Annotated in this window: 23 protein-coding genes and 1 pseudogene; 11 read left to right on the top strand and 13 right to left on the bottom strand. The window is 73.3% G+C overall.

Going from position 1 to position 24,647, the window contains the following annotated elements; all coding sequences use genetic code 11:
• Positions 1-52 precede the first annotated feature (52 nt).
• The 3 genes from ACF0H8_RS14510 to ACF0H8_RS14500 are packed head-to-tail and all read right to left on the bottom strand — an operon-like array spanning position 53 to position 3,229.
• Positions 53-1,243 (bottom strand): dihydrolipoamide acetyltransferase family protein, encoded by a 1,191-nt coding sequence (locus ACF0H8_RS14510; RefSeq protein ID WP_395289598.1) that lies wholly within the window; start codon positions 1,241-1,243, stop codon positions 53-55.
• Between the two features lie 10 nt (positions 1,244-1,253).
• The gene (locus ACF0H8_RS14505) at positions 1,254-2,222 is read right to left on the bottom strand and encodes an alpha-ketoacid dehydrogenase subunit beta (RefSeq protein ID WP_395289597.1); all 969 of its coding nucleotides are present in this window, start codon (positions 2,220-2,222) and stop codon (positions 1,254-1,256) included.
• Between the two features lie 23 nt (positions 2,223-2,245).
• Positions 2,246-3,229, bottom strand: coding sequence for a thiamine pyrophosphate-dependent dehydrogenase E1 component subunit alpha (locus tag ACF0H8_RS14500; RefSeq protein WP_395289596.1), 984 nt, complete (start codon positions 3,227-3,229; stop codon positions 2,246-2,248).
• Between the two features lie 1,018 nt (positions 3,230-4,247).
• On the opposite strand from ACF0H8_RS14500, the gene ACF0H8_RS14495 reads away from it, so the two are divergent.
• The 9 genes and pseudogenes from ACF0H8_RS14495 to ACF0H8_RS14455 all read left to right on the top strand — a co-directional run.
• On the top strand, positions 4,248-4,793 hold the full coding sequence (locus ACF0H8_RS14495; RefSeq protein ID WP_395289595.1) for a DUF1697 domain-containing protein: 546 nt from the start codon (positions 4,248-4,250) through the stop codon (positions 4,791-4,793).
• Positions 4,794-5,015: 222 nt separating this feature from the next.
• Positions 5,016-5,237 (top strand): hypothetical protein, encoded by a 222-nt coding sequence (locus ACF0H8_RS14490; protein WP_395289594.1) that lies wholly within the window; start codon positions 5,016-5,018, stop codon positions 5,235-5,237.
• Positions 5,224-5,634 (top strand): type II toxin-antitoxin system VapC family toxin, encoded by a 411-nt coding sequence (locus tag ACF0H8_RS14485; protein ID WP_395289593.1) that lies wholly within the window; start codon positions 5,224-5,226, stop codon positions 5,632-5,634. Before ACF0H8_RS14490 ends, ACF0H8_RS14485 begins: the two co-directional genes overlap by 14 nt.
• A 301-nt stretch (positions 5,635-5,935) precedes the next feature.
• A complete protein-coding gene (locus ACF0H8_RS14480) occupies positions 5,936-7,126 on the top strand; it encodes a sensor histidine kinase (protein WP_395289592.1) in 1,191 nt (396 codons plus the stop codon).
• Entirely contained in the window at positions 7,123-7,782 is a 660-nt protein-coding gene (locus ACF0H8_RS14475; RefSeq protein WP_395289591.1) for a response regulator, read from the top strand. Before ACF0H8_RS14480 ends, ACF0H8_RS14475 begins: the two co-directional genes overlap by 4 nt.
• 82 nt (positions 7,783-7,864) lie before the next feature.
• Entirely contained in the window at positions 7,865-8,605 is a 741-nt protein-coding gene (locus ACF0H8_RS14470; RefSeq protein WP_395289590.1) for a DUF2306 domain-containing protein, read from the top strand.
• A 91-nt stretch (positions 8,606-8,696) separates the two neighbouring features.
• Positions 8,697-10,247 carry a LuxR C-terminal-related transcriptional regulator gene (locus tag ACF0H8_RS14465; RefSeq protein ID WP_395289589.1) on the top strand — a complete coding sequence of 517 codons (1,551 nt, stop codon included), beginning with the start codon at positions 8,697-8,699 and terminating at the stop codon, positions 10,245-10,247.
• On the top strand, positions 10,244-12,562 hold the full coding sequence (locus ACF0H8_RS14460; RefSeq protein ID WP_395289588.1) for a PEP/pyruvate-binding domain-containing protein: 2,319 nt from the start codon (positions 10,244-10,246) through the stop codon (positions 12,560-12,562). The genes ACF0H8_RS14465 and ACF0H8_RS14460 overlap by 4 nt, the downstream gene beginning before the upstream one ends.
• 828 nt (positions 12,563-13,390) lie before the next feature.
• Positions 13,391-13,750, top strand: a pseudogene (locus ACF0H8_RS14455) (FAD-dependent oxidoreductase); the annotation flags it as partial.
• A 106-nt stretch (positions 13,751-13,856) separates the two neighbouring features.
• On the opposite strand, the gene mftF reads toward ACF0H8_RS14455, so the two are convergent.
• The 10 genes from mftF to mftA form a co-directional block, all read right to left on the bottom strand.
• Complete coding sequence (mftF, locus tag ACF0H8_RS14450) at positions 13,857-15,281, bottom strand: mycofactocin biosynthesis glycosyltransferase MftF (protein ID WP_395289587.1); 1,425 nt, start codon at positions 15,279-15,281, stop codon at positions 13,857-13,859.
• An 89-nt stretch (positions 15,282-15,370) separates the two neighbouring features.
• On the bottom strand, positions 15,371-16,618 hold the full coding sequence (mftD, locus tag ACF0H8_RS14445; RefSeq protein ID WP_395289586.1) for a pre-mycofactocin synthase MftD: 1,248 nt from the start codon (positions 16,616-16,618) through the stop codon (positions 15,371-15,373).
• Between the two features lie 60 nt (positions 16,619-16,678).
• Positions 16,679-17,560 carry a VWA domain-containing protein gene (locus ACF0H8_RS14440; protein ID WP_395289585.1) on the bottom strand — a complete coding sequence of 294 codons (882 nt, stop codon included), beginning with the start codon at positions 17,558-17,560 and terminating at the stop codon, positions 16,679-16,681.
• 90 nt (positions 17,561-17,650) lie between these two features.
• Positions 17,651-18,646, bottom strand: coding sequence for an AAA family ATPase (locus ACF0H8_RS14435; protein WP_395289584.1), 996 nt, complete (start codon positions 18,644-18,646; stop codon positions 17,651-17,653).
• A 54-nt stretch (positions 18,647-18,700) separates the two neighbouring features.
• A complete protein-coding gene (locus tag ACF0H8_RS14430) occupies positions 18,701-19,519 on the bottom strand; it encodes a mycofactocin-coupled SDR family oxidoreductase (RefSeq protein ID WP_395289583.1) in 819 nt (272 codons plus the stop codon).
• A 41-nt stretch (positions 19,520-19,560) separates the two neighbouring features.
• Positions 19,561-20,400: a mycofactocin-coupled SDR family oxidoreductase gene (locus ACF0H8_RS14425; RefSeq protein ID WP_395289582.1), complete on the bottom strand. Its 840-nt coding sequence runs from the start codon at positions 20,398-20,400 to the stop codon at positions 19,561-19,563.
• A 109-nt stretch (positions 20,401-20,509) separates the two neighbouring features.
• Positions 20,510-21,346 carry a mycofactocin-coupled SDR family oxidoreductase gene (locus tag ACF0H8_RS14420; RefSeq protein ID WP_395289581.1) on the bottom strand — a complete coding sequence of 279 codons (837 nt, stop codon included), beginning with the start codon at positions 21,344-21,346 and terminating at the stop codon, positions 20,510-20,512.
• An 85-nt stretch (positions 21,347-21,431) separates the two neighbouring features.
• Positions 21,432-22,790, bottom strand: a complete 1,359-nt coding sequence (gene mftC, locus ACF0H8_RS14415) for a mycofactocin radical SAM maturase (protein ID WP_395289580.1) — start codon at positions 22,788-22,790, stop codon at positions 21,432-21,434.
• A complete protein-coding gene (gene mftB / locus ACF0H8_RS14410) occupies positions 22,787-23,113 on the bottom strand; it encodes a mycofactocin biosynthesis chaperone MftB (protein WP_395289579.1) in 327 nt (108 codons plus the stop codon). Before mftB ends, mftC begins: the two co-directional genes overlap by 4 nt.
• The gene (gene mftA / locus ACF0H8_RS14405) at positions 23,103-23,192 is read right to left on the bottom strand and encodes a mycofactocin precursor MftA (RefSeq protein WP_395289578.1); all 90 of its coding nucleotides are present in this window, start codon (positions 23,190-23,192) and stop codon (positions 23,103-23,105) included. The genes mftB and mftA overlap by 11 nt, the downstream gene beginning before the upstream one ends.
• Before the next feature lie 116 nt (positions 23,193-23,308).
• Between mftA and mftR the strand changes: the two genes are divergently transcribed.
• Both mftR and mftE read left to right on the top strand, forming a co-directional pair.
• Positions 23,309-23,956: a mycofactocin system transcriptional regulator gene (gene mftR / locus ACF0H8_RS14400; RefSeq protein ID WP_395289577.1), complete on the top strand. Its 648-nt coding sequence runs from the start codon at positions 23,309-23,311 to the stop codon at positions 23,954-23,956.
• Complete coding sequence (mftE, locus tag ACF0H8_RS14395) at positions 23,953-24,642, top strand: mycofactocin biosynthesis peptidyl-dipeptidase MftE (RefSeq protein WP_395289576.1); 690 nt, start codon at positions 23,953-23,955, stop codon at positions 24,640-24,642. Before mftR ends, mftE begins: the two co-directional genes overlap by 4 nt.
• Positions 24,643-24,647: the final 5 nt, after the last annotated feature.

Genomic DNA, 24,647 nt, shown 5'->3' with positions numbered 1-24,647 from the left:
GGCTCCATCGGCTCGCTGGCCTCCCGCGCCGACGAGCGAGACAATGACGGGATCAACCAGCCAGCACGTCCGGGCTCCCGAGCAGCTCACCCAACGTCTCCAGGAACGCCGCCCCGGGCGCGCCGTCGACCACCTGATGATCGATCGTCAGGCTGAGCGTGACCACCTTGCGCCAGACCAGCGCGTCGCAGTCGCGGGCCGGCTGGTCGACGATCCGGCCCACACCGAGGATGGCCACTTCCGGCGGGTTGACGATTGGCGTGAAGGCGTCGACGCCCTGGCCGCCCAGCGACGTGACCGTGAAGGTCGAGCCGCTGACGTCCTCGGCGCCGAACGTACCTGCGCGCACCTTCGCCACGAGGGCGGCGGACTCCTCGGCGATCCGAGCCAGCGGCGTGCTGTCCGCGTGCCGGATCACCGGCACGACGAGGCCGTCCGGCACGGCCGTGGCGACCCCGATGTGGATGTCGGGCAGCAGCCGGATTCGGTCGCGGTCGATGGTGGCGTTCAGCCGCGGATGCTCGCGCAGCGCCAAGGCGGCGGCCTTGACGACGAAGTCGGTGTAGCTCGGCCGCTTCTCCAGCGACTCCCGGTACTCGACCAGCTCGGTGACGTCCGCCGTCGTCACGAGCGTGAGCTGCGCCGTGGACTGCAGCGACTCGCGCATGCGCCGGGCGATCGTGCCTCGCATGCCCGTGAGCGCGATGGTGCTCCCGTCGTCTGGAGCCGCCGCAGCGGAAGCGGCCGCCGCCCGTTCGACGTCCTCCACGCCGATCCGCCCACCCGGCCCGCTGCCCGTCACGGCCGCCAGGTCGACCCCGAGCTCCTTCGCGCGCTGCCGGGCGCGCGGGACGACGTTGCGCACCGGCCCGGCGGCCGGTGCCTCCGCCGCCCCGCCGGAGGCGGCGGCGGCCGGAATCAGCCCGCCGCCCGCCGTCGGGACCGGGCCTGGCTCCGAGCGCTCCGCCGTCGTCGCCGCGGTCGAGCCACCCGAGCCGGCCTCGCCGTCGGCGGCCAGGATCGCCAGCACCTCCTGGACGGGCACCGTCGCGCCCTCGGGGATGAGGATCCGTTGCAGCACGCCGGCGGCGGGCGCGACGAGGTCCTCGATGGTCTTCGCCGCCTCGATCTCGGCGAGCGCCTCGCCCTCCTCGACCGCGTCGCCCTCCCGCTTGTACCACTCGACGATGGTGCCCTCGAGCATGCCCATGCCCCACATGGGCATCCGGATCTCCAGAGCCACGGCGCCCTCCTCAGGCCATGACGCGCTGGGCGGCGGTGACGATCCGCTCGGCGCTGGGGTACAGGGGCCGCTCGAGCGGGGCGCTGAACGGGATGTGCGTGTGCGGCGTCGTCACCCGGACGATGGGCGCCTGCAGGTCCCAGAAGCCCTCCTGGGCCACCACGGCGGAGACCTCCGAGGCCACCGAGCCCATCTCGTGCGCGGGGTCGGCGACGACGAGCCGGCCGGTCTTGGCCACCGACGCCATGATCGTCTCGCGGTCCAGCGGGACGATGGAACGCAGGTCGATGACCTCCGCCGAGACGCCGCCGCCGTCGAGCTGCTCGGCGGCCCGGACGGCCTGGGGCACGGCGCCGGCGACGGCCACGATCGTCAGGTCGGTGCCCTCGCGGCGGACGGCGGCATTGCCCAGGTCCACGAGGTAATCCTCGTCCGGGATGTCCTCGCGCAGGCCGGCGAGGCTGAAGTCCTCGAAGGAGATCACCGGGTCGTCGTCGCGGATGGCGGCCTTGAGCATGCCCTTGGCGTCGTGCGGCGTGGCCGGGGCGATGATCTTCAGCCCGGGGATGGACATGAAGGTCGAGTAGGGGCGGTCGGAGTGCTGCGCGGCGTTGCCGGCGCCGTAGATCATCGGGGCGCGCAGGGTCAGCGGCATCCTCGCCTGGCCGCCGTAGAGGTAGGTGGACTTGGCGATGATCGAGGCGATCTGGTCGAACGCCACGTACAGGAACGGGGCGATGAGCATGTCGACCACCGGGCGCATGCCGACCATCGCGGCGCCGGCCCCTGCGCCGACGAACCCGGCCTCGGCGATGGGGGTGTCACGCACCCTCTCCGTGCCGAACGCCTCCCTGAGCCCGCCGGTGGCGCCGAGCATGTTCCACCCGACGTCCTCGCCCATGATGAAGACCCGCTCGTCGCGGGCCATCTCCTCGTGCAGGGCCTCGTTGAGCGCCTGCAGGTAGGTCACGGTGTGCATCACGTCCTGCTCTCTGCCGGCGCTCAGCGCGCGATGGGGATGGGATTGGTGAACACGTGCGTGTAGGCCGCCTCGAGCGGCGGCGCGGTGCTCGTCCGGGCGAACTCGACGGCGGCGGCGATCTCGCCGGCCACCTCTTCGTCGATCTCCTTGAGCGCGATGGGGTCCCAGCCGCGCTCGGTGAGGGCGGCGCGGTAGAGCTCGAGCGGGTCGCGGTTGACCTTCCAGTCCTCGACCTCCTCCGCCGGGCGGTAGTTTTCGATCGGCAGGCCGATCGCGTGGTTGTCGAACCGGTAGGTCTTGGTCTCCACCAGGGAGGGGCCCTGGCCGGCGCGGGCGCGGCGGACGGCGGCGTCGACGGCCTCGTACACGGCCAGGACGTTCTGGCCGTCGACGGTGACGCCGGGCATGTTGTACCCGGCCGCGCGGTCGGCGATGTTTTCGATGGCCACCGCGTTCCGGGTGGCGGTCATCTCGCCGTAGCCGTTGTTCTCGCACACGTACACCACGGGCAGCGTCCAAAGTGCCGCGAGGTTGAGCGACTCGTGGAAGGTGCCCTCGGAGGAGGCGCCGTCGCCGAAGAAGCACAGGGTCACCCGGTCGTTGCCCTGCAGCTTCGAACCAAGTGCGGCGCCCGTGGCCACGGGGAGACCGGAGCCGACGATCGACGTCTCGCCCAGGGAGCCGATGCCGAAGTCGGACAGGTGCATCGACCCGCCCTTGCCCTGGTTGATGCCCGCCTCCTTGCCCATGAGCTCGGCAAGCAGCCGGTCGATCTTGGCGCCCTTGCCGATCGGGTGCCCGTGGGAGCGGTGCGTGCCGACCATGTAGTCGTCCGGGCGCAGGGCCATGCAAGAGCCGACGATGGACGCCTCCTGCCCGGTGGAGGTGTGGAAGGCGCCGTAGAGCTCGCCCCGGAGCAGCAGGTCCTTGGTGGTGTTCTCGAACTGCCGGATGCGGGTCATCCGGCGGTACATCTCACGAAGCTGGTCGTCGTCGACGGTCATCACGTCAAACCCCTCACCTGGTGGTGGGAGCGCGGGAACCGTTCGCGCGTCTGCCGCGCTCCGTTGCAGTCGGGTGTTCACGGTCGCCGGGATCACCGGCGTCCTTCGCAATGTAGAGCTGGGCGGCGAGTGCCGGGGCGAAAACGTGGTCAGTCGGGGCCGATCTTCGCGATGACCCACTCGGCCAGCGGGCGGACCTGCCGCCACATCGCTCGCACCCGGTCGAGCGCGGCGGGCTCGCCAGCCACGGCGTCGTGCCGACGTTGATGACGGCCATCAGCTCCTTGCGCCGCCGGACGTCGATGCGCGGGTGGTCGGCCGGGTAGTTCCGCGGGCGGATGGGCCACGCCCTCGATCGCGTAGCACCTGCGGCACCAACGTCGCGATGAACTTCGGCAGGGCGCTTGTCGGTAGGCGTCAGGCCACAGCCAGCTCGCGACGATCGCCGGTGTGCGCGACGTACCGCGCCCTGGCTGAGGTACTGGGTGTGGGTGAGGTGGACGATCGCGAGGTCGTAGGAGGCCGGGTCACGGAAGGCATGCGTCACCTTCCCTGCCGGCTGGGACTTCGACGGGTCCACGCCGAGGGCGAGCAGGTGGAACGTGCCGGCGTCGTCGTGCTCCCAGCTCAACTAGGCCGTGAGGTCGAGGACCGCCTCAGCCTGGCCGCGGCCGCGTGCGACGGCGTCCCATGGGTCGGTCACGCAGTTCCACGCGTGGAGGGCGACGACCCGGTCGGTGTCGGTGGTCCCGGCCCCGAGACGGTGGCGGCGGCAGCCCGGCCGCGGTGCGCCCCTGGACGACGGCGAAAGGTGGCGGCCCGCGGGCCTGCGCTCGGCCCGGGGCTCCGACACTGCCGTCTGGCGGGACGGGGCAGGGGTGGACGTCGATTCTCGCTGCAGCATGTGGCGCCTCCTCAGGTGCTTGCCAGCCATGGTCCGCACCGAGCGCGAGGGGATGGGGACGGCGCAGCGTCGGGTCAGTGACGTCAGCCGTCGCTGTTGGCTACGCTCGGCGCGGTGTACGGGTACGCCGCGCTGCTGCGCGGGATTGCGCCGAGCCTGCCGAACATGACGAACGACAAGCTGCGCGGCGTGTTCGAGGCGCTCGGGTTCGAGAACGTGGCCTCCGTGCTGGCCAGCGGGAACATCGTGTTCCGCAGTGCCGAGGCCGACGTCCCCGCGCTCGAACGGCGGATCCAGCGCGCGCTCAGCAGCGGGCTCGGCATCGCAGGCGGCACGATCATCCGCGAGCACTCCGAGCTGCGCGCCCTCCTGGACAGCGACCCCTTCCCCGGGCTGACGCACGGACGTGGCACCTACCTGACCGCAACCTTCCTCAAGGACGGCGCCAGGGCCCCGGCGCGGCTGCCGGCGTCGCCCGATCCGCTGACCCGGATCGTCGGCTACGACACGGCGGCCCGCGTCTTTCTCGCGGTCATCGACAACAGCGACCCCGGCAAGACCCCGGACTTCATGTCCTGGCTGGACAAGACCTACGGCAAGGACATCACCACCCGCACCTGGCTCACCGTCCAGCGCATCGTCAAGAAGCTGGAGAGCTGACTCCACCCCGAAGTGGCGAGATGTCGTCTTCTCGGTGTGGCCGCACGGGACGGATCTCCCCAGCATGGCTTCGACGATGTCCACCCGCCGATGACGGCGTACTTCGAGAGGCACGCCGCCCCGCTGGCGTAGGTGGTCCAGCCCCAGCCGGGTGAGCGCCTGCTTCGCGCTACGTCGTCCAAGCACCATGCGGGTGGTGCGCCGACGCTAGCATTGTGCAACATGAGGACTCTGTACCTGCGCAACGTCCCCGATGAGGTGGCGGACAACCTCGAGGTGCTCGCCCGCCGCGAGCGCATGTCCGTGTCGGCGTTCGCGGTGCGCGAGCTCACCGCCGCCGCGGCGCGGGCCTCCAACGCGAGCCTGCTTGCCGACCTACCGATGATCGACGTGACCAACGAGGACATCGTCGGCGCCATGGATGAGGGGCGTGCCGGACGGTGATCGTGCTCGACGCGTCTGCGGCGATCAAGGCCTGCTCGGCCACGGAAGCGCTCACGAGGCGATCGGGTCCGAACGGGTCATGGCGCCGCACCTGGTCGACGTCGAGGTGGCGAGTGGACTGCGTGGCCTCGCGGTGGGCGCTCGCGTTCCCGAAGCGGTGGCAAGCGCTGCGCTCGAGGCCTGGCGCAGCTTTGGGCTCACGCGGTTCGCTGTCCATCCGCTGCTGCCTCGCGTCTGGGAGCTCCGGCGAAACCTCACCGCCTACGACGCCACTTACGTCGCTCTCGCCGAGGAGCTGGACTGTCCACTGATGATCGCCGATGCGCGCATCGCGCGAGCGGCGGGCCCACGCTGCGAGGTGACGGTTCTGCCCGAGGAGCATGGCGTCGTCGGCTGAGGGGCACGTTTGACTGTGCGGTCTCTCGTATCGATCGGGCTGTGGCGGCGGGACCCGGCGCCGCAGCCGGCGGCGCCAGCACCACCGGGCCCGAGGCGTCCTGGACCTCGGGGTGCTCGTGGGCGAAGCCGGTGGCGTCGGCGCTCATGACCTCAGCCCGGCTTGACCGGGCGGACCGGCGTCGGCGCCCTCCTCACCGACTCGGAGCCCTCCTCACCACGTCGGGGAACGCCGGTGCGGCGGCTCTGAGCAGCGCTCGGGGCCCGGGTTCGCGATGCCCCGACGCGGTAGCGTCACGTTCATGCTGGGACCCGCGCGTGCCGCGCTGCGCGAGCCGCTCGCCGGCCGACGGCTGGTCACGCCGCTCGCGGCGCTGTTCTTCCTCGCGGCCCTCGTGGATCGCGGCGCGTGGTGGCAGGCGGCGCTGCTGGCGGTGCCCGTCGCCCTGTTCGCCCTCTGGTACCGGTGGCCACGGCTCATGCCGGTACTGGCCGTCGTCACGCCGGTGGCCGTGGCCGTGGCCCTGTGGGACAGCGCGCACGAGCCCGGCATCTTCCTGCTCTCGCTCCTCGCGCTGACCGTCGCCGGGTGGGAGCCGAACCGGATCTTTGCCGCGGTCGTCGTGGCGGCCTGCGTGCTGACGCCGGTGCTGGTCGACGTCCTCTCGCCCGTCGCCCACATCGCGTGGGGCATCTGGACCCTGGGCATCCTCTTCCCGGCGGTGCTCGGCGTGACGATCCGCCGGCTGGAGCAGGTGACGGCGGAGCTGGCCCGGGCGCGGCAGGAGCTCGCCGAGCGGGCGGTCATCGACGAGCGCCAGCGCATCGGCCGCGACGTGCACGACCTGGTGGGGCACGGGCTCGCCGCCGTCATGCTGCAGATCACCGGCGCGCGGCACGTGCTGCGCCGCGACGTCGACGCCGCGGACGAGGCGCTGCGCACCGCCGAGGAGGTCGGGCGGGCCAGCATGCAGGAGCTGCGCCGCACCGTCGAGCTGCTCCGCCGCGAGGAGGACGCCGCCGACGCGCCCGCGCCGGGCCTGGCCCGGGTGCGCGATCTGGTGGGCACCTACCGGTCCGCCGGCCTGCCCGTGCGACTGGAGGCCGACGGCGACCTCGCCGTCTCCGCGACGGTCGGGCTGACGGCGTACCGCATCACCCAGCAGGCGCTCGCGAACGCGGCGCAGCACGCACCCGGGGCCCACACCACCGTCACCGTCGAGGTCACGGGCAGGGCGGTCCGGCTCGCCGTCGACAGCGACGGCGTCTCTCGGCAGGGTCCGGTCGGACGCGGCCATGGCCTGGTCTCCATGCATGAGCGAGCGCGGGCGGCCGGCGGGCGGCTCGTCGCCGGGCCGGCCGGCACCGGCTGGGCGGTGCGGTGCGTCCTCCCGCTCGATCCCACGGCCGAGCCCACACCCGACGAGCTGCGGGCGTGGCTCGGCCACGCGGAGCCGGTGGCCGGCGCCGGGGAAGAGGCGGTGTCGTCGTGATCCGGGTGGTCCTCGCGGACGACCAGCAGATCGTCCGGGCCGGGGTGGCGCGCATCCTGGGCCCCGAGGACGGGTTCGAGATCGTCGCCGAGTGCGCCGACGGCACCGAGGTGCTGCCGGCCGTGCGCGAGCGGCGCCCGGACCTGGTGCTGATGGACGTGCGCATGCCGACGATGGGCGGGCTCGAGGCGACGCGGCTCCTGCAGGCCGAACCGGACCCGCCGCCCGTCCTCGTGCTCACCACCTTCAGCGACGACGAGGTGCTGTGGGGCGCCATCGAGGCCGGCGCGGCGGGTTTCGTCCTCAAGGACACAACGGCGGCCGAGCTCATCGCCGCGGCCCGCGGCGTCGCCGGCGGCGCGGCCTGGTTCGACCCCGCGGTCACACCGCGCGTGCTCGCCGCCTATCGCGGGTCGGTCGCCCCCGCGCAGCGGCAGGTCCGACGGCTCGAGGCGCTGTCCGAGCGCGAGCTCGAGGTGCTGCGCCGCATGGCGCGCGGCGCCACCAACCGGGAGATCGCCGCGGCGCTCGTGGTCAGCGAGGGCACCGTGAAGTCCCACGTGGGGGCGATCTTCACCAAGCTCGACGTCCGCGACCGGGCGGCCGCCATCGTGCTGGCCTTCGACCACGGGGTGGTCACCCCGGGAGGCTCCTGAGGCGACTCGGCCTCCGGTCCAGGCCGAGGTCTGGACCGCAGGGGGAGGTCCGCCGTCGCCCCCGCGGGGCAGCATCGCCTGCATGAGCGTCACCGCCGCCACCGCCCCGTCCGCACCCGCCGGGCCCCGCCGGCCGAACCGCCGCCGCACGCGCCGACACCGTGTGCTGCTGGGCGTCGTCGCGCTCCTGTCGCTGGGCGTGGTCGGGTACGCCGCGGTGGTCTACTTCGGGTTCGACCCCTCCACGTCGCAGGTCGGCCTGCGCGAGGAGGTGCCGTGGCACTACCCCGTGCTGATGGCGCACATCACGACGGCGGCGGTCGCCCTCGCGGTGGGCCCGCTGCAGTTCTCCCGACGCATCCGGGCGCACCGGCGCGTGCACCGGTGGATCGGGCGCACGTACCTCTTCGCCGGTGTGCTGCCCTCCGCGCTGGTCGGCGTGCCGGCCGCCCTGCTCTCCACCGGCGGGCCGGTCGCCGCGGCCGGGCTGCTCGTGGGCGACGTCGCCTGGGGCGTGACCGCCGTCGTCGCCTACCGCGCCGCCCGGCAGCGCAGGTACCGCGACCACGCGAGGTGGATGACGCGGAACTTCGCGCTGACCTTCGCGGCGGTGACGTTCCGCATCTGGCTGCCGCTGCTGATCCTCGCGCAGCTCCCGATCCTGGGTACCGTGCACCGCGGGGACTTCGACGCGCTGTTCGCCGCGGCGTATGCGATCACCTGCTGGCTGGCGTTCCTGCCGAACCTGTTCGCGGTCATGACGTTCCAGCGGCGGAGCCGGCGGTCGACAGCGGCACTCGGGCGAGCGGCCGCGGCCGCGTGATCGGCGCGCGGGTGGACGAGCAGAAGCTGGAGCGCACTCCCGCTCGGGCCCGCCCCCAGAGCCGGGCGACCCCGCCTCCGAAGTTGGCGAGATGTCATCCCTGAAGGAGCAGGGCAGACCCGACCCTTCGGCGCTCGACGGCTCGGCGCCGCGAGAGCGCCCTGGTGACATGGAGGCCACCGGGCCCCTCGACGGCGAGCGGCCCGCCGTAGTGCGCGCAGCGGACCTCGCCGTGCTGAGCGGCTGGGCGGCGACCGCCGAGCGCGGTCAGGCGATGCTCGGGATCGTCGTCGGCGAACCGGGGAGTGGACGGACGACGCTGCTCCGGCAGATCTGCCGGGCGTGCACGGACCGCGGGTTCGCCGTGGCCAAGGGGACGGCCCGGCGCGAGTACGCCCGCACCGCCCTCGCACCGGTCCTCCAGGCCGTGGGCCCGTGGCTCGCGCAGCCGCCCGGGCGTCGCGGGGAGGTGCTCCGGCTGCTCGCTGCGGGGCCAGCCGGGGGAGCGGCGCTCGAGGCGCTGGCCGGGGTGGTGGACGAGCGGTGCACCGAGCAGCCCGTCATCCTCGCGCTCGACGACCTCCACCTGGCCGACGCCGCCACGTTCGTGGCCCTGACGTACCTCGCGGACCGGTGCCGCGCCCGCCCGCTGCTCGTCGTCGCCACCGCGCGCGGCCGGGTTCCCGCGGAGCTGGACCGCCTCCGCCGGCTGTGCCGGGCGAACGGCACCGAGCTCGCCCTGGGCCGCCTCGCGACGGCCGACGCCGAGCCCCTCGCCCGCGGCCGCCATGGCGCGGCGGCCCGGCTCGCCGTCGTCCACGGCCGCGGACTCACCGCGGCGGTCGTCGCGGTGGCGGACGCCGCGACGCCCGGCGACGAGGAGATGCGGGAAAGCCCGACCGCCCCCGACGAGATGCCCGCACCGTTCCTCGACCACGTCGCCGACCACCTCGACGGCCTGAGCCGCCGGGAGCGGGCCGTCCTCGACGTGGTCGCCGTCGCCGGTCCCGCGGGAGCCGACCTCGCGCTCATCCAGGCCCTCGTCGCTGGCGAGGGCGGTGCGGGCAGGGCACGTGACCTCGGCCGGCGGGCCGACCGGCTCGTTGCGGCCGGCCTCCTCACGGTGGAGGACCGCGTGTGGAAGCTGTGGCACCCCCTCGCCGCCGAGGCGGTCGCGGCGATGCTCCCCGCACCGGAACGGTCGGTCCTGCGCCCCGCCCTCGCCGGCGCGTGCGAGGCGCGGCTCGCGGCCGACCGCACCGACCTCGTGGCGCTGCGAGTCCTGGCCCACCAGTACCGCACGGACCGGGTGCGCCGCCTCGCCCGCGACGCCGGCATGACCGTGCGGGACCCGCGCCCGGCGGGCAGCCCGCTCACCGCCCGCGAGGCGGAGGTGGCGCGGCTCGTCGCCGAGGGCCTGACGAACGCCGCCATCGCGGAGCGGCTCTTCCTCAGCGCCCGCACCGTCGAGACCCACATGCGCAACATCTACGCCCACCTCGGCGTGACGACCCGGCAGCAGGTCGCCGACTGGTCCCGGTCCCACGTGGCGGCGGGGCGAGAACTACGTGCGCCCAGCCCGAGGATCAGTGGCGCTGAGTATGTCCCGGCGCCGCCACCCGGGCCGACGATCAACCCATGAGAGACATCGCGGTCCTCCACCAGATCGGCGAGCCGGCCCCGCAGCGCTGGGGCAACAAGGCCGCCACCCTCGCCAAGCTCGCCACCGCCTTCAACGTCCCGCCGGGCGTCGTCCTGGCCGCCGGAGGGCACGACGCCGACCCGGCCGAGCTGACGACCCTGGCCGACGCCGTCGCGCGGCTCGGCCCCGGCCCGTTCGCCGTGCGCTCCTCCTCCGTGGACAAGGACACCGTGGAGCACGCGGCCGCGGGGCGGTACACGACGCTCCTGGGCGCGGGCCCCCGCGACGTCGCCGACGCCGCGCGGCGGGTGCTCGCCAGCGCCGACGGCGCCCCGATGGCGGTGCTCGTCCAGAGTCAGGTGCCCGCCACGGCGGCCGGCGTGGCCTTCAGCGCCCATCCGCTCACCGGGGACCGGGAGCAGACGGTCGTCGACGCCGTCCGCGGCCTGGGCGACCGCCTCGTCGGCGGCGACGTCACCCCCGAGGAGTGGGTCGTCTCCGGCGGCGAGGCCGTTCGTTCCGGCGACGACGCCGTTCTCACCGAGGCCCAGGCGAGACGGGTGGCCGATCTCGCCCGCGCCGTCGAGGCGGCGTGCGGGCGGCCCCAGGACATCGAGTGGGCCTTCGCCGGCGACATCCTCTACCTCCTCCAGGCGCGTCCGATCACGACGATCGTCGAACCGGTGCCGGTGCCCGTCGACGTCCCGGGCGGCTACTGGATCCGCGGCGACACCCACGTGCCCGAGCCGCAGACGCCGTTGACTCTCTCCGTCTTCGACCCCAACCCCGGCTGCCAGCGGATGGCCCGCAACCTCGGCCTGCCCGTCACCATCGTGAGCAGAACCATCGGCGGGTACTACTACGCCAGCATCCAGCCGGTCGGCGTACCCGTGCCCAAGCCCGGGAAGACCCCGCCGAAGCTGCCCGGCTGGGCCGCGGGCGCCCTTCTGGCCGGCGCCATGCTCGCCAGCCGCGAGGGCCGGACCCGGATGCGCGCCGCCCGCCGCGGTGACCGGGACGACGTCATGCACCAGATCGTGCGGGAGTGGACCGATGAGCTGCGGCCGCGCTTCGCGCGCCGGGCCGAGGAGCTCGCCGCCGTCGACGTCGACGCGCTGGACGACGCCGGTGTCGCGTTGCATCTGCAGGCGACGGTCGACCACACGAGACTCTGCCTCTACCACCACTACACGACGGCGGTCGTCCAGTGGATCACCTCGGCCCGCCTCATCCTGTTCTGCGAGCGCACCCTCGGCTGGGACGCCACGAAGACGCTCGGCCTGCTCGCCGGCACCTCGTCGGCGACCTCGCAGGCAGCCCGGGAGCTCGCCGGCATCGCTGACCTGCCGGCCGGGGACCGAGACGCCGCAATGGCAGCCTTTGAGCGGCGCCACGGCCGCCGTCTCGTCGGCATGGAGCTCGCCGACCCCACCTACGCCGAGATCCCCGGCCTGCTCGCCGCCCAGCTGACGTCCCAGCTCCCGGACCCCGACCGGGACGACGCCGCGGCCCGGGCCCGCGCGGACCTCGCCGGCGACGCCCGGGCGGGCCTCGCGCCCGGCGACCGTGAGCGCTTCGAGGACCTGCTCGTCCACGCCGTGGAGGCCTACCCCGTGCGCGACGAGAACGTCCTGTACACGTACGAGATGCCGATGGCCGAGGTCCGGTACGCCGCGTTGTCCGCGGGCCGCCGCATGGCTGGGGCCGAAGCGCTCCGCTCGGTCACGGACGTGTTCTACCTCGAGGTCTCGGAGCTCCTCGCCTGGCTCGAAGGGAGCCGCGACGCCGACCTCGGGGCTCTTGTCCGCCGCCGCCGCGGCGAGCGCGCCTGGTGCCTGGCCCACCCGGGCCCGGCCTTCTACGGGCAGGACCCGGGCGGGCCGCCGTCGCTCGCGCTCCTGCCGCGGCCGGTCCGCGAGCTCACGGCCGCCTTCGTCTACGCGACGCTCAACCTGGTCGTGCCGAAGGTGAGGCAGTCGGTCGCCCTGTCCGGGGACGTCGTCCTCGCCGGCACGGGCGCCAGCCCGGGGACCTACACCGGGACCGTCCGGGTCGTGAGGTCCGAGGCCGAGTTCGGCAAGGTCCGCACCGGCGACGTCCTCGTGTGCCAGTGCACCCGCCCGTCCTGGGCGGTCGTTCTCGGATCCGTCGGCGCCATCGTCACCGACGTGGGCGGTGTGCTCTCGCATCCGGCGATCATCGCCCAGGAGATGCGCATTCCCGCCGTCGTCGCCACCGGCTCGGCGACCGCCGTGCTCCGCGACGGCGAGACGGTCGCCGTCGACGGGGGCGCCGGCACCGTGCGGCGGGTGTGAGCCGTTGGCGCGGACCGGCCACAGCGGCGACCGGTCGTCGTGGTGGCCCTCGAGCAGTGGCGTATGCGGGTCATCGTCGTCGGGGCCGGGATCGGCGGGCTGGCCCTCGCCGCCGGCCTCACGGACGAGGCGGACGTGACGGTCAGCAGTCGGCCGGTTTCCGCGAGGGCGGCGCCGCCGTCACGCTGTTTCCCAACGGGGTCGCCGCTCTCGGCGCGCTCGGCGTGGACGTGACCCGGGCCGGCGCGCCGGTCAAGGCCATGCGCATGCACCGCCAGGACGGCACCCCGCTCATGACCGTCGACTTCGACGCCCTGCATCGGCGGACCGGGCACCCTGTCCGGAACGTCACGCGCGCCGAGCTCCTTCGCCTCTTCGACCGCCATGTGCCGGACGGGGTGGTGCGGTACGGCAGGACCGTGACCACCGTCGATACCGACGACGGCTCGGCCGTCGCCGTCACCGAGGACGGACCGGTGGAGGGAGATCTGGTGGTCGGCGCCGATGGCACGTCCTCGGTCGTTCGCCGGTCGATCACCGCGGCGCCGACCGCACGGCCGAGCGGCTGGATGACGGTCCAGGCGCTGCTCGAGGGAGCGCTGCCGGACGCCGTCGTGGAGGGGTACGGGTTGTCCTTCGTCGGCCGGGCGGGGTTCTCCGGCATGATGCCGGCGGGCCCTGACCACATGGCGTTGTGGTTCGACGTCCGGGTGCCGGCGGAGGGGTGGCGGACGGTCGACGGCCCGTGGCTGCGGGCGAGGTTCCGCGGGTACCCGCGCCCGGTCGTGGTGATGCTCGACCGCGTCGACGACGTCGACCACTTCGCGCACCGCACGCACGAGGTGCTGGACGCCTGGGGGCGTGGCCCCGACGCTGCTGGGCGATGCCGCCCATGCGGTGCCTCCGACGGCGGGGCAGGGCGCGAACCAGGCCGCCGACGACGCCTGGACGTTGCGCGAGGCGCTCCGCACGGAGGACACCGTCGTGCGGGCGGTGCGCCGCTACGAGCAGCACCGCGTGCCACGCGTGCGGCGCATGTCCAGGCTCGCCGCCGCCGAGCTGTCGAACCAGGTGCCCGGCCCGGTGACCCGGCTGGTGCTACGTCTGGTCCCGGGGTGGCTGACAGGCGCCGGGCAGGCCATCCAGATCCGCAGCTGGAGCAGCGTGCTGTCCGGCTCCCGGCCCTGACGACCCACACCGGCGGACGCCAGCCTCTGGCGCTCAGGCGCTGGGCGACCGCAGCCGGGTGCGCCGCGGTGGCGGGGCCAGCCCGGAGCCGCCCACCGGTCGTGTCTCACCCGCGGCCGGTACCCCGGAACGGGAGCCGGATCTCCGGTCGCAGTGGTCCGGGCCGCCGAGCGCGCAGCGCGCTGACCAGGACGCCGCTGCCGTACGCCGCGTCCTCGACGAGGCGGAGCAGCACGTAGCGGAGCGGGTCGACGCGCGGACGGGTCGTGACCAACTCGAGGACGAGGGGGGCGAGCATGGTCGCCGACGCGGCGGTCGCCACCCGGGAGCGCCCGGCCAGCACGAGCGCGGCCCATCCCAGCGGCCACCATTCCCGGCGCAGGGCGTGCCCGACGGCGACCGCATCGGCCACCAGGCCCTTGCCGACGACTCTTATCGCCAGACTCGGGCGGGCGCCTGCGTCGGCGATCCGGTTGGCGAGCACCGCCGTCGCGGTCGCGGCGACGGCGGCCGCCGGAAGCGGCCGCTGCGAAACGGCGAGCACCCAGGCGGCGAGGTTCCAGGCGGAGATGCGCACGGGTACGAGCTTGCCCGGGTGGCGCCGGTCGAGGTCCGCCGCCGACGTCCCGTACTCGTAACGGCGGCGCGCCCACGCCACGGGATGGACCCGGGCCTCGTGCCGGACCTCGACACCCGGGTCGTGGCGCACGTGCCAGCCGGCGTCGATCAGCCGCCAGACGAGGTCGACGTCCTCGCCCACCCGCAGCGACGGCTCGAAGGCGCCGCCGGCGAGTGCCTCGCGGCGGACGACGAGCGCGGCCGATGGCAGGAAGCCGAGCGGCGCGCCGTGCCGGACGAGCTCGGGGTGGGGCCCCATGTCGAGCGACGAGCGGGCGTCCTCGTGCCGGGCGAGGAGGGAGTCGCCGTCGTGCCGGGGGCGCACGCGCGGCGCGACGGCGCCGACGCGGGGGTCGTCGAAGTGGGGGAGGAGCGCGTCGAGCCAGCCCGGCGGCACGACGCAGTCGGAGTCGAGGAAGGCGATGAGCGGCGACTGCGCGTGCGCGAGGCCGGTGTTGCGCGCGGCCCCCGGCCCGGCGTTGGCGGCGTGCCGCACCAGCCGGGCGCCGTGGGCACTGGCGAGGCGCCGCACACCCTCGGCGTCCGCGGACGCGTCGTCGACGACGACGACGTCCAGCCCGCGCAGGGAGCGCAGGCAGGCGTCGAGGAGGCCGAGGCGGTCGTGCGCGGGGACGATGACCGTGGCCCGGGCCGTGCCCGGGCGGGGCGTGACGAGGGGATGGACGATGCCGCGCTCGAGCAGGAGGTCCGCCACCCGGCTTTCGACGGCGTCCCGGGGCACCAGGCCGCGGGGGCCGGCGTCCCGGACCCGGCGCGCGAAGTCCCGGGCCGCCGGAGTGAGCCGGACGACGCCCCACGGCGCGCCGCCGAGCACGAACGCCCCGCCCTGGCGCAGCCGGGCGCGCCGGTCCCACCGCACCGGCGTGGGTGCGGGCGAGCCCGGCGCCGGCACCGGCGGGACCGGCGCAGTCGGCCGGCGTGCGGTCGGCGTCCTCGCTCCTACCGTCACCTGTACCCGCTTTCTCTCGCCCGTCGGGGCCGTCAGCGCACTTCGGCCGGTGCGTGCATCTCGTACGAGCCCAGCGACGGCGCGCCGTAGAGGTGTCCCTCGGGGGTACCGAGGGTGCGCGCGAATCCCGGGGGGATGATGAGGTCGGAGGGCTCGAGGTCGTGGACCGACCGCTTGCCCAGGCCGAGCATCGCGGCGCTGAGCCCGTCCCGCAGGATGTCCAGGACGTTCTCCACGCCCGCCTGGCCGTTCGCCCCGATGCCCCATAAGTACGCCCGTCCTACGAGCACGGCGCGCGCGCCGAGGGCCAGCGCCTTGGCGACGTCGGAACCGCGGCGGATCCCACCGTCCATGAGGACCTCGACCTCGTGGCCGACGGCGTCGGCGATGGCCGGCACGAGCCGGATTGTCGCGGGGGTGCCGTCGAGGTTGTTTCCCCCGTGGTTGGACACGGAGATCGCGGTCGCGCCCGTCTGGACGGCGGCCTTCGCGTCGTCGAGCCGGGTGATGCCCTTGACCATGAACGGCCCGCCCCACACCTCGCGCAGCCACGCGACGTCGTCCCACGTGGGTTGCGGGGTCTGCATCCACTCGCCGTACGCCTCGAAGAAGCCCGGTGCGGGTCGGCCCGGGAGCTGCATGTTGGGCACGGTCAGGGCCGGGGGCCGCATGGTCCTCGCGTAGTCCATGAGGTAGGAGAACTTCCCCCCGAGGATGAGCTCGGGGGCGAACTTGGCGATGGTCTTCAGGTTCATCGTCTGGGGGATCTCGGGGCTGCCCCAGTCGCGCCCGTAGCCGAAGGTCCAGTCCAGGGTGACGATGAGGCCCTTGGCGCCGGCGCTCCGGGCCCGCTCGACGCGGTGGAGCATCGCATCCTTCGTGCCGGTCCAGTACGTCTGGAAGAACGTCTTGGGGTTGGCGGGGATCACCTCCTCCATCGGCTTGGAGCCGAAGCCACCCAGGCCCATTGCCACGCCGCGGTTGTGCGCGGCCCGCGCCACGGCCACCTCGCCGTCGGGGTGGATGGCCTGGACGCCGGTCGGCGAGATCATGACGGGGAAGGCGACCTCCTGCCCCATGATCGTCGTCGCGAGCTCGCGGTCGGTCGGCAGGTTCGTCACGAGCGGGGCGAAGCCGAGCTCGGCGAACGCCTCGACGTTGTCGCGCAGGGTGATACCGCGCTCGGAACCGGCGACGAGCGCCGTGTAGACGGAGCTGGGCAGGCGGCGCTTGGCCCGCCGCCTCGCCTCGATCACGCTCTCGAACCAGGGGTTGGCCATGGGGAAGTCCTTCCTTGTCGTTGCGGGTTGGGGCCCTGCCCGCGGGTCCGGGGGAGGGGGTCAGGGCGAGAGGATCCGCGCGAGCGCGGGGGCGATGTCCCGGTGGCTGCGCACGGTCTCGAGGCGTCCACGCCCGTGGCGGGCGAGCTCGCGGGCGAGGTCGAGGTTCTTCTCGCCGGTGGTGTCGAGGAGGACATCGAGCCGGGGGAGCGCGGCCGCCGCCGGACGGGGGTCGGGCCCTGCGTTGTGCACGCAGTCGGACAGCAGCAGCACCCGTCCCTGGCTGGACGGCAGCCGCGCGAGCTGCTCGCGGGCCAGGCGCAGCGGCAGCTCGACGTTGGTGAGCCCGCGCGCGGGGACCCGGACCAGCAGCTCGAGGAGCTGCTGGCCGGACACGCGGACGCCGAGCGCGGCGAGGACGGCGGCGTCGGACCAGAACGCCACGACGGCGAGGTGCTCGCCGGCCAGCTCCCCGGCCAGCGCGCCGACGGTCGCCGCCGCCGAGCGCACCCGCTCGCCGCGCATGGAGCCGGAGACGTCGACGAGCAGCACGACGGACCGCCGGATGCGTGCCCGCTCCCGGACGACGATGTCGCCCGCCTCCGGGACGTGCTTGGCGGCGATGTTGTCCAGCGTGGCGTCGAGGTCGATCTCGTCCGCGGTGCTCCGGTAGGGCACGCTGGCGAGGTCCCCGAACCCGCGCCGCTGGTCGGCGTCGTAGGGCGGTCGGGGGATGGAGAGCGCGGCCGCGATCTCCCGGGACCGGCGCAGCGTCTCGGCGTCGGCCTCGTCGTCGTGGTCCGCGAGCTCGAGGACCCGCGCAGGTTCGTCCGTCTCACCGGGTGCGCCGGAGCCGCGCTGGGGCCCGCCGGGGCGTTCACGGCTCCCACCGCCCGCCGTGAGCACGGAGCCCGCGCCGCCGTCGCCGGAAGCCTGGTACACCGTCGGCTCGGTGGTCAGCGCCTTCGGCCGGCGTCGCAGCGGCGTGGCCAGGTCGCGGCGACGAAGGGGCGAGTCGGCCTCGACGGCTCTTCATCCCGGCTCCGCGGCGGCGGGGTCCAGGATGAAGTGCTGCTCCCAGATCTCCTCGAGCACGGCCTCGGGCGTGGTGGGGGCCGCCTCGTCGAGGTGGATGCGCCCCGAGAGCGCCACGCCGGCGGCGTCGAGCACGCTGCGGGCGTAGCGGCGGCGGGCGTCGTCCTCGGCGGTGACCCGCCCCGTGCCCGGCTCGTCGATCTGACGCATCTCGCACAGCTGCGCGGCGACGAGCGCCAGGTCGATGGCGCCGCGCACGCTGCTGCCCTGGCGGACGTCGGGGTGCTCGCGGGTGGCCCGGGTGAGGGCGACGGCGTCCGCCACGAGGGCCTCGCCCAGCGCCGTCGGCACCCGCCCGTCGGTCAGCGACGTCCGCAACGCCACGATCGCCCGCTCCGCGGCGGCGTCCTGGTAGGTCACCGAGACCCGGTTGAACCGGTCGTGGACCGACGCCGAGAGGCGGTTGGTGCCGACGTTGTCGTGCGGGTTCATCGACCCGATGACGCGGAAGGTCGGGGCGGCGACGACGCTGCCCAGGCGGGGGACCGTGACCTCCCGCTCGGCCATCGCGGTCAGCAGGGCGTTGAGGGCGTCGTCCGAGGCCCGGTTGAACTCCTCGATGTAGAGGAAGCCACCCTCCCGCATGGCGCGCAGCAGCGGGCCGTCGACGAAGTTCTCGTCCTGGTAGCCCTCCTTGAGCACGCGGGCCGGGTCGTGGTGCCCCAGGAGCCTGGCCGGGGTGAGGTCGGCGTTGCCCTCGACCATCACGAGAGGGATGTTCCACTCCTCGGCGATGGCCCGCAGCAGGGTGGACTTCGACGTCCCCGGCGGGCCCTCGAGCAGGATGTCACGGCCGGCCGCCACGGCGGCCAGCACGAGGTCGAGCTCGCGCTCGCGGCCGACCACCCGGTTGCCGATCCGTTCCCGGGCGCGCGCGACGTACCCACGGTCGCTGCTGGTGGTCATGGGCGCCGTCTCTTCCGCCGTCGTCATCCTCGTCCTTCCGATGTGGAGGGGCGCCCGCGTGGGGGCGCCCCTCCGACCTGGTCAGTACATGCTCATGCCGGCGTCGACGGCCATCGAGAGACCCGTCGTCATTAGCGAATCGTCCGATGCGAGGTAGACGATGGCGTTGGAGATCTCCCGCGGGTCCATGAGATCCATGTCCAGCCAGGTGGTGAACATCCCCATGAGGCGCGGGTTGGCCTCCTGCAACTTCGAGAAGATCGCGTCGAGGCCCCCCTCCGTCATCCCGGATCGCACGGGGCCGGGGTGGATGCTGTTGACCCGGATGTTGTCCTTCGCCAGCTCCATCGCGAAGGACTTGGCGAGCCCCGTGACGCCGAACTTGGCGGCGTTGTAGGCCACGTTGAACGGCCCGGCCTTGATCCCGTTGGCCGAGCTGATGAGGACGATGGAGCCGCCGTTGCCGGCCTCGACCATCGTCGGCGCCGCCGCCATCACCGTGTTCCACACGCCGGTGAGGTTGACATCGATGGTGTGGTGCCAGTCCTCCTCGGTGATCTCGTCCCACGGGCGCAGGATGTCGATGCCCGCGTTGGCGACGACGACGTCGAGCCGGCCCAGCTGGGCGACGCCGCCCGCCACGACCTCCTTGAGGCGGGCGAGGTCCCGCACGTCGGCCTGCTCCGCGACGATCCGCCGGTCCAGGGCCTCGACCTGCCGGACGGTCTCCTCCAGGTCCTCGGGCGTCGACGGCGCGTAGTGGGGCCCGGGGATCGGCGCGCAGATGTCGACGGCGATGATGTCGGCGCCCTCCTCGGCGAGCCGGACCGCGTGGCTGCGGCCCTGGCCGCGGGCGGCACCGGTGATGAAGGCGACCTTGCCCTCGAGACGACCTGCCATGTGTATCTCTCCCTTCGTCGATCGTGGATGAGTCGGTGGGACTACTTGAGGGTGTAGCCGGCGTCGACCTTGAGCTCCGTGCCCGTGACGTACCGGGCCTCGTCAGAGGCGAGGAAGACTATGGCGTTGGAGATGTCGACGGGCTCGACGTGGGGGATGGGAAGCGCGTGGACGGCGGTCATGAGCCCCTCGAAGTCCTCCCGTGTCGGGTTCTCGAGGTCCGGCCGGAACAGCCGGTAGAGCGCGTCGTTGAGCACCATGGGCGTGGCCACCGCGGTCGGGTGGACCGTGTTGACGCGGATGCGGTGCTGGCCGAGCTCCAGCGCGAGCGTGCGCATGAGACCGACGACGGCGTGCTTGCTCGCCGTGTACGCGCTGACGTTCTGCGTGCCCTTCAGGCCGGCGGTCGAGCTCGTGAGGACGATCGACCCGCCGTTGCCGGCAGCGATCATGTGCGGAGCAGCCGCCTTAGCGGTGTGCCAAACGCCCTTGAGGTTGATGTCGAGGACGTTGTCCCACTCGACCTCGGGCGTCTCGGCGGCGGGGTTGCCGAACGTGAAGACGCCGGCGTTCGCCGCGACGACGTCGAGCCGACCGCCCAGCTGAGCGACGCCGTCGTCCACTACGGAGCTGACCGCGTCGAAGTCGCGGACATCGGCCCTGGTGGCGACGATGCGGCGGTCGAGGGCCTCGATCTGCCGGACAGTCTCCGCCAGGTCTTCCTCGGTTGGGCCGTCATAGGGGACGGTCTCGACGGACTCGCAGATGTCGAACGTGATGATGTCGGCGCCTTCCTGGGCCAGCCGCAGCGCGTGGCTGCGGCCCTGGCCGCGGGCGCCGCCGGAAACGAGGGCAACCTTGCCCTCGAGACGTCCTGCCATGGGTTCACTCCTCATGCTCGTCGTTGAGCGCCGGCGGAGGCGTCCGTCGGCGGGAGATGCCTTCGGGGATCTCCCGGGGCCGGTGACGGCCACCCGGAAGACCGCCGAACTACTTGGTCGTCGCGCCTGCGTCGACGGGGAGTGTGACCCCGGTGAGGTAGCGGCCCTCGTCCGAGGCGAGGAAGAGCAGGGCGTTGGAGATGTCGACCGGCTCCACCCACGGGATGGGCAGGGCGTTCATCGACTGGGAGATCGGCGCAAAGGCTTCCCGCGAGGGGTTCGGGGCCTCGGGGTCGAACAGCTTCCAGGTGGCCTCGTTCATGATCATCGGGGTGTCCACCTGGGTGGGGTGGATGCTGTTGACCCGGATGTTGTCGGGGGCGAGCTCGAGCGCCATCGTGCGCATGAGGCCCACGAGGGCGTGCTTCGCGGCGACGTAGTGCCCGACGTTCTGGTAGGCCTGCAGCCCGGCCGCAGAGCTCGTCAAGATGATCGAGCCGCCCCGCCCTCCCGCCTTCATGTGGGGCACGGCCGCCTTGGCCGTGTGCCACACACCCGTGAGGTTGACGTCGATCATCGTCTGCCAGGCACTCTCGGAGAGTTCGTGCACGGGCGCCATCTGGCCGGAGATGCCGGCGTTGGCGCTGACGATGTCGAGCCGGCCGAGCTGGGCGACACCGTCGTCGACGGCCGCCTTGAGGGCGTCGTAGTCCCTGACATCTGCCTTGGTGGCAATGATGCGGCGGTCGAGTGCCTCGACCTGCTTGACGGTCTCCGCGAGGTCCTCCTCGGTGGGGCCGGGGTAGGGAACGTGGTTCACGTCCTCGCAGATGTCGACGGTGATGATGTCGGCGCCCTCCTGGGCCAGCCGTACCGCGTGGCTGCGGCCCTGTCCGCGGGCGCCGCCGGTGATGAAGGCGACCTTGCCTTCGAGTCGTCCTGCCATGTCCAGTCCTCCTTGACTTGTGTCGGCCGCCGGCGCCTCGTTGCGCCGGCGGGTCGTGCAGTCCTTGGGGCCGGTGGGGTCTGTGTCAGGCGCACCCTTCGGAACCGCATGCGCATCCGTCTCCGGAGTGGCCGGTCATCAGGACCAGTGGGTTCTCGTTGGACGCGCCAACCGGCGGTCGTTCCGGGACGAAGCCGGCCAGCGGGTTTTCCTCGCACGCACTGACCGGCGGGCGGCCGGGATTGGCCCGCCCGATCGTCACGGGCACCGGCCGGCTCTTCGCCCTGGGGCGAGGCGGAGAGGTGCGGTGGCTGTGGTCTCCGGTCGGCCTGGGCAGCTGTGTGGCATCGTCCCGGGCGCCGAGGAGCTGTTCGCCGAAGCCCTGGACGCACTCCGGGTCGGGCCCGTCGAGCGGGAGCCCGGTGAAGAACTTCGCCGCCATGCACCCGCCGCGGCAGGAGTCGAAGAAGTGGCAGCTCGAGCAGGCGCCGCCCTTCTGGGGGTTGCGCAGCTCGGTGAAGAGCTCCGCGTTGCGCCAGACGTTCTGGAAGCCACCGTCGGTGATGATGTTGCCGGCCTTGAACTCGTCGTGGATGGCAAAGGGGCAGGCGTAGACGTCGCCGACGGGGTCGATGAGGCACACCACCCGGCCGGCGCCGCACAGGTTCAGGCCCGGGAGGGCCTCGCCGTAGGCGGCGAGGTGGAAGAACGAGTCGCCGGTGAGCACGTTCTCGCCGTGGGCGACCAGCCAGTCGTAGAGGTCGCGTTGCTGCTCGGGGCGCGGATGGAGGTCGTCCCAGACGTCCGCGCCGCGCCCGGAGGGCCGCAGGCGCGTGATCCGCAGCGTGGCCCCGTACTCGTCGGCGAGGGCCTTGAACTGGTCGAGCTGCGGGATGTTGTGCCGCGTCATCACCACGGAGATCTTGAAGCCCTCGACCCCGGCGTCGCGCAGGTTCGCCATCGCCCGGACCGCCAGGTCGAAGGAACCCGTGCCGCGGACGGCGTCGTTGACCTCGGCCGTGGCGCCGTCGAGCGAGATCTGCACGTCGATGTAGCCGTTGCCGGCGATGCGCCGCGCCGCCTCGGGGGTGATCCGCACCCCGTTGGTGGAGAACTTCACGCCGACGTCGTGCGCGGTGGCGTACTCGACGATCTCGAAGAAGTCCGGCCGGACCGTCGGCTCACCACCGCCGATGTTGACGTAGAAGACCTGCATCCGCTGCAGCTCGTCGATGATCGCCTTGCACTGCTCGGTGCTCAGCTCGTTGGGGTCACGCCGGCCGGACGCCGAGAGGCAGTGGCTGCACGACAGGTTGCACGCGTAGGTCAGTTCCCAGGTCAAGCAGATGGGGGAATCGAGCCCCTTCTCGAAGTGGTCGATCAGGCTGGGACGCCGCGCTGGTGCGGTCGGTGCCGCCGGGGGAGCGGGCGGGGCGATGATCATCGGGTGCTCACCTCATTCCCTGCGGGCGTGAGCATGTCGCAGGCCACGAGCCGCTGGAGGGCGGCGTCGAAACCCGGCTGCTCCGCCGGGGAGACGCCGGCGGCGGCGCACGCCTTGCGGGCGGTGCTGTGGGAGTCGAGCGTGGTGACGATCTCGAGCAGCCGCCGGTCCTTGAGGAACGTCAGCCTCCGGGTGCCGAAGTGGTAGAGCAGGGCGCCGAACGGCTCCGGCCGGACGGCCACGCCGGGGTGGATGCGCCACCGCGCCTCGGGGTCGAACGTGACGCCCGGCCCACCGGCGACGTGCGAGGTGTCAGTAGACACCGCACATACCGTCGATCGAGACGTCCTCGACGAGGTCCTCGGCCTGCACGGAATCCTGGTTCTCGGTGGGGTCGGTCATGGCTGTCCTCCATTGGACTTCGCATGGACGCGGACTGGGAGTCGCGTCACTTCCGTGGCCCGGACGTTATATGACACCCAGTGACAAATGCAACGGGTTTGGCGAGGATGGTGTCCATGCCATCGATGGAGCCGGCGGAGGACGGAGGGGACGCGCCGTCGCGGCACGGGCGGCCGCCATCGACCACGCACCGTGAGCTCGAGCGCGTGGGTGTCGAGCTGTTCACGCGGCGCGGCTACGCGCACACGAGCGTGGAGGAGATCGCCGACGGCGCCGGCATCTCCCGCCGCACGTTCTTCCGGTACTTCCCCACGAAGGCCGACGTCGTCTGGGGAGACTTCGAGGGCGAGGTCGAGAAGCTGCGGGCGGGGCTGGACAGGGCGCCGGAGGACGTACCGATGATGACGGCGCTGCGCCGTGCCGTCGTCGAGTTCAACCGCGTGCCACCCGAGGAGACGGAGCACCACCGCGCCCGCCTCAAGCTCATCCTCGGCGAGCCCGACCTCATCGCGCGGTCGATGCTGAAGTTCGCGGGTTGGCGGCAGGTTGTCGCGGAGTTCGCCGCCCGTCGGCTGGGGCAGAGCCCGACGGACCTGTTGCCCCAGGTCGTGGGCGAGTGCGCGCTCGGCGCGGCGGTGGCCGCGTACCGACGATGGTTCGCCGACGAGGGTGCCCGGCTGACCGACCTCATGGACGAGGCCTTCATGGCGCTCGAACGGATGGATCCCGCCATCCCCCGGACCGCCGCCGAGGAGGGGCGGTGAGGCTCGTCGACGCCACGTGGCCCGAGGTGGAGGCGGGCGGGCGCCGCGTGCTCGTGGTGCCGGCGGGGGCGGTCGAGCAGCACGGGCCTCATCTGCCGCTCGATACGGACGCCCTCATCGCCGAGCGCGTCGCCGCGGCCGTCCACGACGGGCGCGCCGACGTCGGTCTCGCGCCCGTGATCTCCTACGGCGCGAGCGGGGAGCACGCCGACTTCCCGGGCACCCTGTCGATCGGCGAGCAGGCGCTGCACGACGTCATCGTCGAGCTCGTCCGGCACGTCGCGCGGGACTGGGCGGCGGTCATGGTCGTCAACGCTCACGGCGGTAACGCCCGGGCCCTGGCTCGGGCGCGCGTCCTGTGCGCGTACGAGGGCCGGCGCCTCGCGGTCCACCACGTGGGTCTGCCGGGGATGGACGCGCACGCCGGCAGGTCCGAGACGTCGCTGCTGCTCCACCTGGACCCTGCACGCGTGCGCGCAGAGCTCGCCACGGCCGGCGCTGCGGCACCGGTCGCGGACCTGTTGCCCCGTCTGCGCGCGGAGGGTGTCCGGGCGGTGAGCCCCACCGGGGTGCTCGGGGACCCCCGGGGGGCGAGCGCGGCGGAGGGCGCCCAGCTCTTCGGCGAGGTTGTCGCGCGGGCGCTCGCGGCTCACGACCGCCTCGCCGGCTCCACGGCGGACGGGTAGCACCC

Source organism: Georgenia sp. AZ-5, assembly GCF_043952095.1.
In the GTDB taxonomy this organism is placed as follows: domain Bacteria; phylum Actinomycetota; class Actinomycetes; order Actinomycetales; family Actinomycetaceae; genus Georgenia.
The sequence above is the reverse complement of the archived record's forward strand: the minus strand, read 5'-3'. Positions and strand labels throughout refer to the sequence as shown.

Coding starts and splice junctions, on each gene's coding strand:
- ACF0H8_RS14505 (WP_395289597.1), bottom strand. CDS start 2,222: ATGCACACCGTGACCTACCTGCAGGCGCTCAACGAGGCCCTGCACGAG.
- ACF0H8_RS14500 (WP_395289596.1), bottom strand. CDS start 3,229: ATGACCGTCGACGACGACCAGCTTCGTGAGATGTACCGCCGGATGACC.
- ACF0H8_RS14490 (WP_395289594.1), top strand. CDS start 5,016: ATGAGGACTCTGTACCTGCGCAACGTCCCCGATGAGGTGGCGGACAAC.
- ACF0H8_RS14480 (WP_395289592.1), top strand. CDS start 5,936: ATGCTGGGACCCGCGCGTGCCGCGCTGCGCGAGCCGCTCGCCGGCCGA.
- ACF0H8_RS14470 (WP_395289590.1), top strand. CDS start 7,865: ATGAGCGTCACCGCCGCCACCGCCCCGTCCGCACCCGCCGGGCCCCGC.
- ACF0H8_RS14465 (WP_395289589.1), top strand. CDS start 8,697: ATGTCATCCCTGAAGGAGCAGGGCAGACCCGACCCTTCGGCGCTCGAC.
- ACF0H8_RS14460 (WP_395289588.1), top strand. CDS start 10,244: ATGAGAGACATCGCGGTCCTCCACCAGATCGGCGAGCCGGCCCCGCAG.
- mftD (WP_395289586.1), bottom strand. CDS start 16,618: ATGGCCAACCCCTGGTTCGAGAGCGTGATCGAGGCGAGGCGGCGGGCC.
- ACF0H8_RS14435 (WP_395289584.1), bottom strand. CDS start 18,646: ATGACGACGGCGGAAGAGACGGCGCCCATGACCACCAGCAGCGACCGT.
- ACF0H8_RS14430 (WP_395289583.1), bottom strand. CDS start 19,519: ATGGCAGGTCGTCTCGAGGGCAAGGTCGCCTTCATCACCGGTGCCGCC.
- ACF0H8_RS14425 (WP_395289582.1), bottom strand. CDS start 20,400: ATGGCAGGACGTCTCGAGGGCAAGGTTGCCCTCGTTTCCGGCGGCGCC.
- ACF0H8_RS14420 (WP_395289581.1), bottom strand. CDS start 21,346: ATGGCAGGACGACTCGAAGGCAAGGTCGCCTTCATCACCGGCGGCGCC.
- mftC (WP_395289580.1), bottom strand. CDS start 22,790: ATGATCATCGCCCCGCCCGCTCCCCCGGCGGCACCGACCGCACCAGCG.
- mftA (WP_395289578.1), bottom strand. CDS start 23,192: ATGACCGACCCCACCGAGAACCAGGATTCCGTGCAGGCCGAGGACCTC.
- mftR (WP_395289577.1), top strand. CDS start 23,309: ATGCCATCGATGGAGCCGGCGGAGGACGGAGGGGACGCGCCGTCGCGG.